This is a genomic window from Streptomyces sp. NPDC045287 (assembly GCF_056432325.1).
In genome coordinates this window covers 1-13,806 of sequence record NZ_JBWKJG010000014.1, presented here as the reverse complement: position 1 = coordinate 13,806, position 13,806 = coordinate 1, and the positions used below count along the sequence as shown (strand labels likewise).

General features: G+C 68.9%; 12 protein-coding genes. 3 read left to right on the top strand and 9 right to left on the bottom strand.

What is annotated here, in order from left to right; translation table 11 throughout:
- Nucleotides 1–120: 120 nt before the first annotated feature.
- From AC07D6_RS22615 to ngcE, 7 genes are all read right to left on the bottom strand, one after another.
- Nucleotides 121–1,422 (bottom strand): sugar ABC transporter permease, encoded by a 1,302-nt coding sequence (locus tag AC07D6_RS22615; protein ID WP_315877333.1) that lies wholly within the window; start codon nt 1,420–1,422, stop codon nt 121–123.
- Nucleotides 1,419–2,213: an ATP-binding cassette domain-containing protein gene (locus AC07D6_RS22610; protein WP_315877334.1), complete on the bottom strand. Its 795-nt coding sequence runs from the start codon at nt 2,211–2,213 to the stop codon at nt 1,419–1,421. Before AC07D6_RS22610 ends, AC07D6_RS22615 begins: the two co-directional genes overlap by 4 nt.
- Nucleotides 2,214–2,413: 200 nt before the next feature.
- Nucleotides 2,414–3,508, bottom strand: a complete 1,095-nt coding sequence (locus AC07D6_RS22605; RefSeq protein WP_391653143.1) for a substrate-binding domain-containing protein — start codon at nt 3,506–3,508, stop codon at nt 2,414–2,416.
- 121 nt (nt 3,509–3,629) lie between these two features.
- On the bottom strand, nt 3,630–4,841 hold the full coding sequence (locus tag AC07D6_RS22600) for an ROK family transcriptional regulator (protein WP_315877335.1): 1,212 nt from the start codon (nt 4,839–4,841) through the stop codon (nt 3,630–3,632).
- 200 nt (nt 4,842–5,041) lie between these two features.
- Complete coding sequence (locus AC07D6_RS22595; protein ID WP_315877336.1) at nt 5,042–5,977, bottom strand: carbohydrate ABC transporter permease; 936 nt, start codon at nt 5,975–5,977, stop codon at nt 5,042–5,044.
- 12 nt (nt 5,978–5,989) lie between these two features.
- Nucleotides 5,990–6,913, bottom strand: coding sequence for a carbohydrate ABC transporter permease (locus AC07D6_RS22590; protein WP_479046968.1), 924 nt, complete (start codon nt 6,911–6,913; stop codon nt 5,990–5,992).
- A gap of 76 nt (nt 6,914–6,989) precedes the next feature.
- Nucleotides 6,990–8,471, bottom strand: a complete 1,482-nt coding sequence (gene ngcE, locus AC07D6_RS22585; RefSeq protein WP_479046966.1) for an N-acetylglucosamine/diacetylchitobiose ABC transporter substrate-binding protein — start codon at nt 8,469–8,471, stop codon at nt 6,990–6,992.
- Between the two features lie 356 nt (nt 8,472–8,827).
- Here ngcE and AC07D6_RS22580 point away from each other — a divergent pair, with 356 nt between their 5' ends.
- The 3 genes from AC07D6_RS22580 (at nt 8,828) to AC07D6_RS22570 (ending at nt 11,096) form a co-directional block, all read left to right on the top strand.
- Nucleotides 8,828–9,427, top strand: coding sequence for a DUF4291 domain-containing protein (locus AC07D6_RS22580; protein ID WP_315877339.1), 600 nt, complete (start codon nt 8,828–8,830; stop codon nt 9,425–9,427).
- 372 nt (nt 9,428–9,799) lie between these two features.
- Nucleotides 9,800–10,120, top strand: coding sequence for a divalent-cation tolerance protein CutA (gene cutA, locus AC07D6_RS22575; RefSeq protein WP_479046964.1), 321 nt, complete (start codon nt 9,800–9,802; stop codon nt 10,118–10,120).
- A 649-nt stretch (nt 10,121–10,769) separates the two neighbouring features.
- Nucleotides 10,770–11,096, top strand: a complete 327-nt coding sequence (locus AC07D6_RS22570; RefSeq protein ID WP_479046963.1) for a chaplin family protein — start codon at nt 10,770–10,772, stop codon at nt 11,094–11,096.
- Between the two features lie 521 nt (nt 11,097–11,617).
- Here AC07D6_RS22570 and AC07D6_RS22565 read toward each other — a convergent pair.
- Both AC07D6_RS22565 and AC07D6_RS22560 read right to left on the bottom strand, forming a co-directional pair.
- Nucleotides 11,618–12,169: a GNAT family N-acetyltransferase gene (locus AC07D6_RS22565; RefSeq protein ID WP_479046961.1), complete on the bottom strand. Its 552-nt coding sequence runs from the start codon at nt 12,167–12,169 to the stop codon at nt 11,618–11,620.
- A gap of 25 nt (nt 12,170–12,194) precedes the next feature.
- Nucleotides 12,195–13,475, bottom strand: a complete 1,281-nt coding sequence (locus AC07D6_RS22560) for a Tat pathway signal protein (protein ID WP_479046960.1) — start codon at nt 13,473–13,475, stop codon at nt 12,195–12,197.
- Between the last annotated feature and the right edge of the window lie 331 nt (nt 13,476–13,806).

Genomic DNA, 13,806 nt, shown 5'->3' with positions numbered 1-13,806 from the left:
GGGGCGCCGGTGCACCCGGGCGGGACCGGCGAGGCGGTGGCGCCGGCCACGTTCCTCCAGACGCGGCGGTGCCCGGCGCCGGTTGCTCGACGCCGGGCACTGCGGGGGTGATCTGCGCCGCTACGCGCGGCCCGCGTCCTTCTGGGTGCGGCGGGAGATCGAGTCGATCACGACGGCGGCGAGGAGCACCGCGCCGGTGATCATGTACTGGATCTCGCTGGCCATGCCGAGCATGTTGAGGCCCTGCTGGATCGACTGGATGACGATCATGCCGAGCAGGGCCGACCAGACCTTGCCGCGCCCGCCGAAGAGGCTGGTGCCGCCGATGACGGCCGCCGCGATGACGAGCATCAGGGTGTTGCCGCCGCCCAGGCTCTTGGTGGCGCCGCCGGAGAGGCTGGCGACGAAGAGGCCGCCGAACGCGGCGAGCAGGCCGGAGAGGCCGAACACGGTGATGCGGACGCGGTCCACGTTGATGCCGGCGCGGCGGGCCGCCTCGGCGCTGCCGCCGACCGCGAAGACCTGGCGGCCGAAGGTGGTGCGGCGGGCGACGAAGTCGGCGACGACCAGGACGGCCAGGAACAGGACCAGGGCCAGCGGCAGGCCGCGGGCGCCGGCGGGCTCGTTCAGGACGTACGCGACGGCGAAGCAGAGGACGGCGACGGCGCCGGCGCGCAGCAGGATCTCGCTGGTCGGGCGGGACGGCAGGGCCGCGGCACGGCGGCGCTTGACGTCCAGCAGGAGCGATCCCGCGTAGAGGAGGACGGCGAAGAGGGCGAGGCCGTAGGCGGCGGCCTTGTCCTCGAAGTAGTAGCCGGTGAGGTTCTCGACGATGCTGCCGGTCGGCGTGTTGATGGAGCCTTCCTTGCCCATCAGCCAGATCTGCAGGCCGCTCCAGCCGAGGAAGCCGGCGAGGGTGACGACGAAGGCGGGCACGCCGACCTTCGCGAAGAAGAAGCCGTGCAGCAGGCCGAGGGCGAGGCCGGCGAGGACGGAGAGCAGGACGGCGAGCCAGTCGTTGAGGCCGTTGCTGACGCTGAGGACGGCCCACACGGCCGCGCCGACGCCCGCGACGGAGCCGACGGACAGGTCGATCTCGCCCAGGATGAGGACGAAGACGATGCCGACGGCCATGATGCCGAGGCCGGAGCTGTAGACCGCGATGTTCGCGACGGAGCTGGCCGACAGGAAGTTGCCGTTCTGCGACTGGAAGACGATCGCGATGACGATCAGGCCGACGAGGACCGGCAGGGAGCCCAGCTCACCGCCGCGCACCTTGCGGGTGAACTCGCTCCAGTAGCCCTTGAGGCCCTCCTCGCGGACGAGGAGGCGCGGGTCGACGGCCGGGGCCGGCGCGGCCGGCCGATCGGCGCCGTCCGCGGCCCGGGGGTCGCGGCCGGGGGTCTTGGTGAGGTCGCTCACTTCGCGTCCTCCTTCGAGGCCGTACGGGCCTGGCGGCGCGTGACGGCGTTGTCCGTGGCGCCGGTGATCGCGGCGATGATCTCTTCGTGCGAGGTGTCCTTGACGCGGAAGACACCGTTGTTGCGGCCGAGGCGCAGGATCGCGGCGCGGTCGGCGACGGCCCTGACGTCGGCCATGTTGTGGGTGATGAGGATGACGCCGTGGCCGTTCTCGCGGAGGCGCTCGACGAGGTCGAGGACCTGCGCGGTCTGCTCGACGCCGAGGGCGGCGGTCGGCTCGTCCAGGATGACGATCTTCGGGTCGCCGATCAGGGCGCGGGCGATGGCCACGACCTGGCGCTGGCCGCCGGAGAGGGAGGCGACCGGGATCCGCACGCTGGGGATGCGGATGGAGAGGGTGTCGAGGAGTTCCTTGGCGCGCTTCTCCATCGCGATCTCGTCGAGGACGGAGGCGCGGCGCACCTCGGTGCCGAGGAAGAGGTTGGCGACCACGTCGAGGTTGTCGCAGAGCGCGAGGTCCTGGTAGACGGTCGCGATGCCGAGTTCCTGGGCGTCGTTCGGCCGGGTGACCCGGACCGGGCGGCCCTGCCACTCGATGGCGCCCTCGTCGATCGGGTGGACGCCCGAGATCGTCTTGACGAGGGTCGACTTGCCGGCGCCGTTGTCGCCGAGGAGGGCGACGACCTCACCGGCGTGGATCTCCAGGTCTACGTCGGTGAGCGCCTGGACGGCGCCGAACCGCTTGGAGACTCCGCGCAACGCCAGCACGGGCGTAGCGGACACGTGAATCATCTCCTTCACCCGCCCGCGGGCGGGGATGGTGGTGCGTGGGCACAGGGGTGCGAGGGGAGTCCGGCGCCCGCCCGCCGCTGCGGGGCGTGTGGCGCGGGGTGGGCGCCGGACCGGCTGCGGGGGCCCGGGTCGAACGGGCCTCACCCGAGGGCCCGGAGCGAGGGGCCCTGTGCGCGGTGGGGGGGGAGGGGAGGGACCGGCTACTTGATGCCGGCGGCCTCGCACGCGGCCTTGTACTCGGCCGTGCAGATGTCGGCGGCCTTGTAGACCTTGTCCATGACGACCGTGTCGGCGATGTTGTCCTTGGTCACGATCTGCGCGTCGTACAGCTTCGCCGGGATGTTCGTGAACTCGCCGGTGAGGCTGGTGACCTTGGTCGGCGTGAGGTGGTCGAACTTCTCGCCCTTGAGGAGCGCCACGGCGATCTCGGCGGTGGTCTCGGCCTCCGGCTTGATCTGCTTGTAGATCGTGAAGGACTGCTCGCCCTTCAGGATGCGCTGGAGACCGGCGAGCTCGGCGTCCTGGCCGCCGACCGGGACCTTGACGCCCTGCTTGTTGAGGGCGGTGATGATGCCGCCGGCCATGCCGTCGTTGGCGGAGTAGACGCCCTGGAAGCCGTCCTTGCCGAGGGAGTCGATGGCGGCGCCCATCTTCTTGTTCGCCTCGTCCGGGGACCAGTCCGGGATGTCCTGCTCGTAGACGATCTTCCCGACCTGCTTGTCGAGGACGCTGTGCGCGCCCTTCTTGAAGAGGGGGGCGTTCGGGTCGGTCGGCGAGCCGTTGATCATGACGACGTTGGCGTCCTTCGCCTTGTCGCCCAGGGCCTTGACGAGGCCCTCGCCCTGGAGGCGGCCGATCTTCTCGTTGTCGTAGCTGACGTACGCGGCGATCGGGCCCTCGGCGAGCCGGTCGTACGCGACGACCTTGACGCCCTTCTTCTCGGCCTGCTGCACCCAGGACTTGGTGGCCTTGTAGTCGACCGCGTCGAGGATGATCACCTTGACGCCCTGCGTGACGAGCGCGTCGAACTGCTTCTTCTGGGTCTCGGTGTCCTGCGCGGCGTTGTTGTACTTGACCTCGCAGTCGGAGCACAGCTCCTTGATCTTCGCCTCGATGATCGGGCGGTCGAAGGTCTCGTAACGCGTGGTCTTGTTCTCCGGAAGGAGCAGACCGATCGTCTTGCTGTCGCCGCCGGCGGCGGCGTCGCCGTCTCCCGCCTTGCCGCAGGCGGTGAGGGACACGGCCATGGAGACCGCGGCCGTACCTATGACGACGCGACGCGTCATTGCGTTCATTGGGGTTGCCTCCCTGACGAGGCCGCGACACTGCGGCCGAGGTGGACGTGAGTCAACTCGGCCGCCACGCTGTCGTCAAGGAGTAAATTCTTAACGAGATGACAACGGTGCCATGCGTTATCTAAATGAACGCAGGCGTAGTCACCCGGCCGTGCGCCGGGGAAGCGTTGTCCAGAAGGGTCGAATCGCCCATTTCGCTCAGTACGAGGGCGAGGGCGCCCAGCACCTCGGCGCGTCCGCCGAGGGCGCCCGGAGCCACCGCGAGGTGGCGGGCCGCGCTGGGGATCGCGTACCGCGACACGGATTCGCGGATCGGCGCCAGGACCAGCTCGCCGGCCTCCGCGAGGTCGCCGCCGAGGACGACCCGGCTGGGATTGAGCAGGTTGCAGAGGTTGGCGACGCCGCTGCCGATGTGGCGGCCCACGTCGGCGACGACGCGGCGGCAGCCGGGGTCGCCCTCGCGGGCGAGCTGGACGACCCGCTCCATGGTCAGGTCGGGGCCGTGCCCGGGCCGGAGCAGCGGCAGGACGTACCGCGCGGCCGTGAAGGTCTCCAGGCAGCCGCGGTTGCCGCAGCGGCAGACGGGGCCCGACTCGTCGAGGGTGATGTGCCCGATCTCCCCGGCGGTGCCGCCGGGCCCCCGGTAGATCTGCCCGTCGATGACGAGGCCGGCGCCGACGCCGCTGGCGACCTTGATGTACGCGAGGTCGCGCACGCCCCGGCCCGCCCCCCACACGAGCTCGCCGAGGGCCCCGAGGTTGGCGTCGTTGTCGACGTAGACGGGGACGCCGAGGCGGGCGGAGAGCTCCCGGCTGGGGTTGATGCCGGTCCAGCCCGGCAGGATCGACGTGGAGCCGAGCGTGCCGGAGGAGACGTCGATCGGGCCGGGGACGCCGAGGCCGACGCCGATCACCTTCCCGGGTCCGATGCCGGTGGTCTCGATCAGCCGCTTGACCAGCTGCTCCGCCCGGTCGAAGCCCTCGGCGGACGAGGCGTCGACGTCGAGCGGCTCGGACTCCTCGGCGAGCACCTGGTGGGCGAGGTTGCCGACGGCGACCCGCAGGTGGGTGTGGCCGAAGTCGACGCCGATGACGATCCCGGCGTCGCCGCTGAGCGAGACGCTGCGGGCCCGGCGCCCGCCCGCGGAGGTCGGGGTGACCTCGACCGTGCCGCCGTCCTTCAGCTCCCGCACGATGTTGGAGACCGTGGCGGCGGACAGCCCGGTGGCCCTGGCGATCTCCGCCTGGGTGAGCGAACCGGCCATGCGGACGGCGCGCACGACCCGCTCGAGGTTGGCGCGATGCAGAGACGTCTGCGACCCCGGAGTCTCCATCGACTCTCTCACTCCTGCCGTTTTCTCCAACATGTGAACTCTAAGCTGAGCGTTTCGCGTTGGCCTCCGTCAAGACCTTGAGCATCACGAAGCTCCGATGAGCGGCTAATGTCGCTGGAAATCCGATATGTCGGAAACCTGGCACAAAGAAACCGCCCGCCGGGGCCGCTGCGTCCCGGCGGGCGGTTCACGATCCGTAGCTACTTCAGGGCGCCGGCCGTCAGCCCCGCCTGCACCTGCCGCTGGAAGACCGCGTACACCACCAGCACGGGCAGCATCGCGATCACCATCCCGGCCATCAGCGCGCCCCAGTCGTTCTCGTACCCCTGCTGGAGCGCGATCATCGCCAGGCCCTGGGTGAGGACGTACATGTCCTCCTGCTGGTTCAGCACCATCGGCAGCAGGTACTGGTTCCACTGCCCCAGGAAGTTGAAGATCCCGATGCTGATCAGTCCGGGCTTGGCCATCGGCAGCATGACCTGGAAGAACGTCCGGGTGTGCGAGGCCCCGTCGATCATCGCCGCCTCGGCCACCGAGGTCGGCAGGGTCCGGAAGAACGCCGTCATGAAGAAGACGGTGAACGGCAGCGAGTACGCGATGTAGACGAGGATCAGCCCGTGGTACGTCGCGAGGAGCGAGCTGCCCGGGAAGTCCCGCATGACGAAGAACAGCGGGATCACCAGCATGAACACCGGGAAGGACATGCCGGCGACGAACAGGTAGTAGACGAGCCGGTTGCCGGGGAAGGTGAAGCGGGCCAGGACGTACGCCGCCATCGAGCCCAGCACCATCGTCCCGACGACCGAACCGCCCACCACGATCGCGGTGTTCACGAAGTACCGGCCCATGTTCGCCTCGTTCCAGGCGTTCGACCAGTTCTCCCAGTGCAGGACGGTCGGCAGCCCCCACGGGTCGGTGAGGATGCCGTTGCTGTCCTTGAAGGCGCTCCACATCACCCACAGCAGCGGCACGCCGACCATCAGCGCCCACAGCACGAGGATGCCGTGCGAGAAGACGTTGAGGACCCCGCCCTCGGAGGAGCGCGCGGCGGCCGGCCGCGGCGCCCCGCCGCGAACGCGCGGGCCCCGCCCCCCGTCGACCGGCCCGTCCGCCTTCACGATCTCGTCGGTGGCCATGGGCCTCCCCCTTCAGTACTCGATCCGCTCACGCCGCGCGAAGCGCAGCGTGAGGACGGCGAAGGCCATCGTGACGACGAGCATCGCGACGCCCATCGCCGCTGCGTAGCCGTACTGGCTGTCGCGGAACGCCGTCAGGTAGAGCCTGAGCGGCATGACGTCGGTCGCCCCGTCCGGGCCGCCCATGTTCACGGACATGATCTGGACCAGCGCGAAGGCGTCCAGGGCGATGATGCCCATGTACACCCAGCCCGTCTGGACGGTGTCCCACAGGAGGGGCAGCGTGATCCGGAAGAAGGTGTGGAAGCGGCCGGCGCCGTCGAGCAGGGCCGCCTCGTAGATGTCGCGCGGGATGGACGCCATGGCGGCGGAGAACAGCACGACGTAGAAGCCGACGTGGCCCCAGACCATGACCGCGCTGATGCACCACAGCGCGAGGCTCTTCTCCCCCAGCCAGGCGTTCTGCAGCCCGTCCAGGCCGACCGCGCCGAGCAGGGAGTTCAGCATGCCGTCGTCGGGGTCCGGGTTGTAGATGTTGAACCAGATGACGGCGATGATCGTGATGGAGATGACCTGCGGGAAGAAGAAGACGAACTTGTAGAAGCGCGACCCGGTGACCCCCGTGACCACCTCGTTCTTCCGCCGCTTGCCGCCCACGTTCAGCATGAAGGCGAAGAACAGGCCCAGGGCGAGGGTGACGAGGGGGACGAACACCAGCATGGAGACGTTGTGCCGCAGCGCGTTCCAGAACTCGTCGCTCTGCCACAGCCGGACGAAGTTGTCGACGCCGACGAACCGGGCCGTGCCCACCAGCCCCGACCAGTCCGTCATCGAGATCTGGAAGGCCTGGACGAAGGGCGAGACGACGAAGACGGCGTAGATGAGCAGGGGCGGGGCCAGGAAGCCCGCGATGAATCGGTACTTGCCGTGCTGCATGGGGCTTCCGGCCCTTCCCCTCGTTCCGTCGTTCCGTCGGTGCCTCGGTGCCTCGGCGGTCGTGCGGCCGGCCCGGTCAGGCGGTGCGCTTGAACTTGGTGACGGAGCTGTCCTTCGCCACCTTGTCGGCCTCCGCCTGGGTCTTCTTGATCCAGTCGGCGGCCTTCAGCTCACCCGCGAGCAACTGCCCGGTGAGGCCGCCGATCTTCTCGTCGGTGAGCGCGGGGTACCACTCCTGGAGCTGAAGGCTGATCAGGTTCTCCCCCGCCTCCTTGAAGACCTTGCTGGCGGAGGCGAGGCCCGGTGAGAGGGTCATGCCCTCCGTGGCGTCCACGACACAGGTCAGCGACTTCACCTTCGTCGCGAAGTTCTGCGCGTGCTTCTTCGACAGCATGATGCGCAGCAGTTCCATGCCGCCGATCGGGTTTCGGCCCTTGGCCGCGACGATGTACGGCTCGCTCGGCTCGGCGCGCAGGGTGCCGTGCGGCAGCTTGTCGCCGCCACCGCCGTCGAAGAGGGCGCCCACCGACATGCCGAAGCCGTCCGGGGTGGTCGGCGCGGACTCGTTCTCCACCCAGGAGCCGTTGGGGAGGAAGACCGCCTTGCCCTTGGTCCAGGCGGTCTGCGACTGGATGTGGGTGAGGCCCTGGCTGCCCTCCAGGAAGTACTTCTTCGCGGCCAGTTCCTCGTAGTGCTCGACGACCTGGCGGACCCCGTCGTTCGACGTCCAGGCGTTCGGCTCCAGGTTGTCGATGGCGATCCACTTCTCCATGCCGCCGATCTTGGCGATCTGGGCGAAGAGGTTGAAGTGCACGTAGTACGGATACTTGCCCGCGTACGTCCAGGGCGCGAGGCCGGCCTTCTTGATCTCGCCGCAGAGCGCGACCATCTCGTCGAGGGTCTTCGGGTACGTCCAGCCCCTGGAGTCGAGGAGCTTCTGCGAGTACCAGGTGCCGTAGATGGTGAAGGCGTAGTAGAGCACGTCGAACGTGTCGCCGTGCTTGCCCTTCTCGATGGTGCTCGGGTGGATCGTGTCCCGCACCTTCTTCGCCGGGTCGTCGAGGGACGGGGCGTCGAGCAGCGCGGCGAGGTCCTGGAGCTGGCCCTGCGTGGACAGCTTGTTCATGTCCAGGTGGTCGGCGCCGGAGTTGTCGATGACGTCGGGCGGGTTGCCGCCGGCGAAGCGCGGGGTGAGCTTGGGGCCGACCTGCTGGGTGCCGGTGTGCTTCACCTCGGCCTTGTACGTGGCCTTGTAGTCGGCCTCGGCGTCCTTCGCGTACTGGTCGCCGAGCCCGCCCTTGAAGATGAACGCCTCCAGCGGGGCGCCCTCCTTCACTCCGAGCGGGTTCTTGTCGGTCTTCTCGCCGGCGGCGGCCGTCGTGCCGTCGCTCGCGCCGCCACCGCCACTGGTGGCGCAGGCGGACAGGAAGCCCATCGCGGGGACGGCGACCAGGCCGAGGGCGGCGGACCGCCTGATCAGATCGCGGCGGCCGGGGCCCGCGTGGCCCCCGGTGCCTTCGGGGGTGGAACCGTCGTCGCGGGCGGAGGTGGATCCCATGCTCACGTCCTCGCCTTCTCCAGGACTCGGGCGGTGCGCCGGTCGCCCGTACCGCTCGCCTCAGGCGAAGGGCCCCGCCACCGCGGTCTGTCGCAGCTGGGTCTTACCGGTTCGTGCAGGAGGGTCGCGCACCCGCACCGCAGCTCGGGCGAGCGGCCGTGTGGGTGCCGACAGGTATAGTCCACTTCCGGTCGGCGGGGCAAGATCGGCAACAGCATTCGGCGGGAGTCTTTCCCTAGTTGAGACCTCGGGGGAAACACCCGGGACAGGGGGCTTCTCGAAGGCGGGCCGGGTCCACGGGGACGTACGCGTAAACACGGTGGCCGGACGGGGCGCGGGGCGGGCATCCTGGCGCCGTGCAGGAACCCCACCAGCGCGTCCGCGCGCTCCACACGGACTCGACCGTCACCGTCTACCAGGCGTACTCCCCCGCCATCGGTCTGCCCGCCGCCCGCGACGGGCGGTTCCCGGCCTCCTGGAAGCGGGACCGGATGACGTGGATCAAGCCGTCGTTCCTGTGGATGATGTACCGCTGCGGCTGGGCGGAGAAGGAGGGCCAGGAGACCGTGCTGGCGGTCGAGATCAGCCGCGCGGGCTTCGAGTGGGCGCTGCGCCGCGCCTGCCTGTCGCACTACGAACCCCGCCTGCACGCCGACCGGGAGAGCTGGCGGCGGGAGTTGCGGGAGGCGCCGGCGCGCGTGCAGTGGGACCCCGAGCGCGACCTGCGCCTGCGTCCGCTGCCGTACCGCTCGCTCCAACTGGGGCTCGCCGGTGAGGCGGCGCGGCGGTACGCGGACGAGTGGACGGTCTCCCTCACGGACGTCACCCCGCTCGCCCGCGAGGTCCACGCCCTGGTGCGCGCCGGAGACCTGGACGCGGCGCGGCGGCTGCTGCCGCGGGAGGAGCCGTACCCGGTCGCGGACGGGTTGCTGGACCGGGTGACGACGGCCGGCTGAGCACCCGGCCCGGTGGGGCGCGCTCAGGCCGGACGGCTCCGGGACCGAGGGCGACCCGAGCAGGGGCGCGCAAGGCCAAGCAGGCCGAGCAGGGCCGAGCAAAGCCGTTCGGGACCGAGCAAGATCGTGCGGGAATGAGCAGGGGCGTGCGGGACCGAGTAGGACCGTGGTACGGCCGCCCCCGCGCCCTTCCACCCCCACCGGCCCCCGGCACCCGCGCGTCCCGCCGCGGTCCGGGCCCGAAGGGCCGGGGAACCACGCCTGCCCATACGGAAAACGGCGGACGGACCTCCCCGCCGGGCGGACGGTCGCCGCGCCGAAGCCACTGTGCCCCGGTAGGGTCGTCACCCACCTACCCGGGAGGGAGTCTTCATGGGCAGCGAGATCGTGATCGCTCAGACGACCATCGACGACGAGGCGCAGGCGAAGGCCCTCGCCCGCGGCGCGGTCGAGCAGCGGCTGGCCGCCTGCGCACACATCGACCCGCCCTTCACCGCGGTCTACTGGTGGAAGAACGCCATCGAGACCGCCCAGGAATGGCGCATCTCCTACAAGACGACCACGACACGACTCCCCGAACTGCAATCCTGGGTCGCCGACCAGCACAGCTACGACGTCCCCGAATGGATCACCATCCCGGTGACCGGCGGCTCCGACGCCTACCTGTCATGGGTCCACGCGGAAACCGCGTAACCATCAGGCCGCCAACTGCTGGAGATGTTGCGCGAGCTCGCGTTCCTTGGCCGGGAGCCGGGGAGCAGCGGCCTGAACGCGGGCCCGTCCCACGGTGACGGGACGGGCCTCGCCGGACGACTGGCGGACTCTCTCGGGCCCGCTGGTCTCGCACATTCACGAGCGCGCTCGTCCATGCCTTGGTCAAATAAACGGAGAGCACTTCTGACCTGCAACGACGGGACTTGCCTAGGGTCCTGTTGGCTGTATGGGAGGAAGCACTCTCCAGGTGAGTAGGCGTGTCGGGTTGCACCCGCGTGTCCCCGTCGAGGGCGGCGGTCGCGGAGTGGTCGCACAGGCCGTGCGGTGCTGCTGGTCGAGACGGTCCGCAAGACCGGTCTGGATGCGGTGGTATCCGACCTCGGGGCCAATCGAGCAATCATTGGCGATAACGATGGTTCCGCTTATCCGCCGGACGATCCCCGACAGTACGTCCCTTGGCATGGAAGGCGAGGAAAGGCTTCCGCCTCTGTCACCTGCCGGAAAACGGGCCTTTCGGTCTCGGGGAGCAGTGGGCGGCATGTGGTGGCACGTCAGCCACGCGGTCGGTCTCCTGACGTGACTGACGCGTCGCTCGCGCGTTTGTGCGTCAAGCCGACTACCGCATGGTGTGACCGAGGTGTATGAGGGTCGTTGGGCGGCACGAAGTCACGGAGCCGACCGAAGGAGACATCAGGTGCACCGAACCGTACGTTCCTCGCTGACAGCCACGGCGCTCGCCGCCGCTGCTCTGGGGGCGACCGCAGGCCATGCGTACGCAGGGGGCATCGGAGCCGGCCTCGGGCCGTCCGGAGGCAACACCTGTGTCAACCACGACGACTCCCGTGCGACCGGCGCAACGTCGAGTGCACCCGGCCTCGCCGTGGGCAACCTCGTCGCAGTGCCTGCCTCCCGCCCCTACAGCTGGTGCGGCGGCACAGACCTTCCGATGATGTAGACCGCTCGGCGGTGACCCGGCCAGCCGGACAAACCGAAGACGTGGGCGGCCCTGTTCCCGGACGCCCGGGGAGGGGCCACTCATCACCGAACCGGGCGAGCAACTGTCCCGTACGGCCTGCCGGATAGCTGTGCCCGTGCGGCCCCGCGCGTCCTGCGGTGCCGCCCGTCAGTTCGCCGCATTCCGCTCCGCGCCCTGATGGGGCCGCGCCACGCCGGTACAGCCTTCCCGCCGTCCGGTCACGGCGGACACGCCCCGATCCGCCCATGGGTACGGCTGTACGAGGACGGCCCGCCTCCCCGGATATGGGCTGGGGAAAGCGGGCCGTCCTACGTTTTGCTCGCGTCAGATACCGAACTCACCGTCTCGTGCACCCGAGATGAAACCAGAGAACGAGGCAGAGCCGACGAGCAGAACAGAGGCTTCTGATGGCCCGGAGCGAGTGCTTGAAGGTCAGGATCGTGCTGGCGGGCACGCCGAAACATGACACGGCCGCCGCCAGAGGTCGGGAGCCGCCCTGTTCAGCGAAGGTTCCTCAGCATCGTGGCGTAGACCGGGGCGTCGGGGAAAGGCTGCTGGTCGCCAATGTGGCGATATCCCCAACGCTCGTACAGCGCCTTGACCTTGGGGTGTCCGGGTTCCACGAGGAGGGTCACCCGTTCCTCCCGACGGCCGGTGAGCAGTTCTTCATGGATGCGCTGGGCGAGGCCGGTCTTCCGCCACGGAGCGCGCACCATCAGTTCGAACAGGGCCAGGGTCCGCGTCCCGTCCTCGCGGATCTCCTCGTCCGGTAGCGGTGTGAGCATGTGCGACCACCAGCCCGTGCGCTCCGGAAGGGGGGCCGCGTACGCGTACCCGGCCGCCTCGCCGCCGTCATAGGCGACGACGGCTTCCCATCCGGGCCGGGAGGAGTGGCCCTGGAGGCGTTGCTCGAACCGCTCGACGGAGAAGAACGGGTCCTCGGTGATCTCCTTCTCGTACACCTCGCCGTACAGGCTGACCAGCGTAGGACGGATGGAGGGCAACTGCTCGATGCCGTAGCGGACAAGTGTGACGGCCGGGGTCTGGCTCACAGGTACAGGCTCCTCGGATGTGTGGTTACGGGTGCTGGGTGCCGCGGACCCGCCTGTTCCAGTCGCGGGTGACGCGCGCGTCGGGGGCCTTCATGTTGAGCGCGGACGTGAACGTGCCGAGCAGGTGTGGGATCCGGCCTGATGCGGCATCGGCAGGCGGAATGACGCGTGCGGCAGTGTCGACTGCCTGCTCTAGGTCTCCCTGCGCAGCTTGGAACAAGGCGGCCTGAGCGGTGTAGTACGCCCGGTTGCGGTGCTGGTCCTGGCGGAGTTCCGCCAGGCACTGATGAACGTGATATTCGGCCAGCTCCGGATCACCGAGCCGGTAGTGAACGATGCCGGTCAGGCCGTGCAGCTCGGCGCGCGTGTAGTAGGCCACGCTCGCCGAACGTCCTGTCTCGGGATCGGCACGGTCGAATGCCGCGATGGCCCTGTCCAGCGCTCGTTTGGCGCGTGTCTGTTCGCCGGCATTGGCAGCGGACAGAGCAAGTCGGCTGTGTGAGATCGACTTGTACAGGTGATCGGCACGGTGCGCCTGTGTACTTATGGCGGCTTCCGAGGCGGCCATCGCCTCGGTGTAATCACCGCGTTGGGTCGCGAGCATCGCTGCATAGCGCCAGGTCTGGTGCTGGACCTCACCGTCACCGGACAGACCAGCCAGCTTCACCGCCTCATCGAGGTAGCGCTGGGCGTCGCGCATCCGTCGAGAATCGACCGCCGCCCACATGGCGGTGGCGGTGAACGCAGCCGCGAGGGCGTAGAGCCGGGAGCGAATGCGTTGATGGGCGCTGCCGTTGCGTTGAAGGCCGAGCGTCCGCTGCGCCAGAGAAGCGGCCTTTGCCTCCAAAGTGACGCTGCCGCCGTGCTGGTCGTCCAGCCGCCAGAGCTTCATCAACTCAGCACGTAGATACTCGACATCGCGCAGTCCCACCGTCGGACGACTTGCAACCGAAGGACCAGCAGCTCCGAGAGCAAGTGCGGTACCGGTGGCGACTCCGAAGAAGTGACGACGGTACATGGGGTCCTCCTGCCGTGCTGCGGCCGCGATCGACTCACGGCGACTTGTAGGGACGAACCCTAAGTCGGTGATGGACAACCCCGTGACCTGCTCCAATGCCTTGCGAAAGCGCGCTTGCGGCCATCGGTTCTCGCCTGACAACCACCGGAAGACGGTTCTCTCCGTGGCCTTCCCCGGTTGGCCGCTGAACACTCGGATCGCCTCATTGACCTGCTCCGCCAACTCATAAGCGCGTAGGTCCTGATCAGACAACCAGCTGTGCAGGCGGTCGTTCTTCTCACGCTCCACCCGCTCACCGTAGAGGCGAGGAGGCAGACCCCAAAAGTAAAGAAACGGTCAATTCGTCAGTTTGGTGCGGAGTTGAGTCCAGGTAATTCGTCATGGCGACCGGCACGCCACAACGGTTAGCTCTCTGTGTCGCTCCTCACACGCCGGAGCGACGGATCCGTCGACCGGGCCTGAAACGGCCCTGGTTCGGAACGGCCAATCTGCTCCGTACGCGTTCTTGGAGGCTTTTTTGTTAGCTAAGGGTTGTCCCGTAAATGATCTGCGGGTCGCCTCGGGCATGGTTGGCTGCCGTGCGGCCCACTGGCCTATCCGGCGAGGGCGAGGTTGTGCA

Excerpts from the sequence above, each read along its gene's own strand:
- AC07D6_RS22595 (WP_315877336.1), bottom strand. The coding sequence starts at position 5,977 with ATGGCCACCGACGAGATCGTGAAGGCGGACGGGCCGGTCGACGGGGGG.
- ngcE (WP_479046966.1), bottom strand. The coding sequence starts at position 8,471 with ATGGGATCCACCTCCGCCCGCGACGACGGTTCCACCCCCGAAGGCACC.
- AC07D6_RS22605 (WP_391653143.1), bottom strand. The coding sequence starts at position 3,508 with ATGAACGCAATGACGCGTCGCGTCGTCATAGGTACGGCCGCGGTCTCC.
- AC07D6_RS22600 (WP_315877335.1), bottom strand. The coding sequence starts at position 4,841 with ATGGAGACTCCGGGGTCGCAGACGTCTCTGCATCGCGCCAACCTCGAG.
- AC07D6_RS22610 (WP_315877334.1), bottom strand. The coding sequence starts at position 2,213 with ATGATTCACGTGTCCGCTACGCCCGTGCTGGCGTTGCGCGGAGTCTCC.
- AC07D6_RS22590 (WP_479046968.1), bottom strand. The coding sequence starts at position 6,913 with ATGCAGCACGGCAAGTACCGATTCATCGCGGGCTTCCTGGCCCCGCCC.
- cutA (WP_479046964.1), top strand. The coding sequence starts at position 9,800 with ATGGGCAGCGAGATCGTGATCGCTCAGACGACCATCGACGACGAGGCG.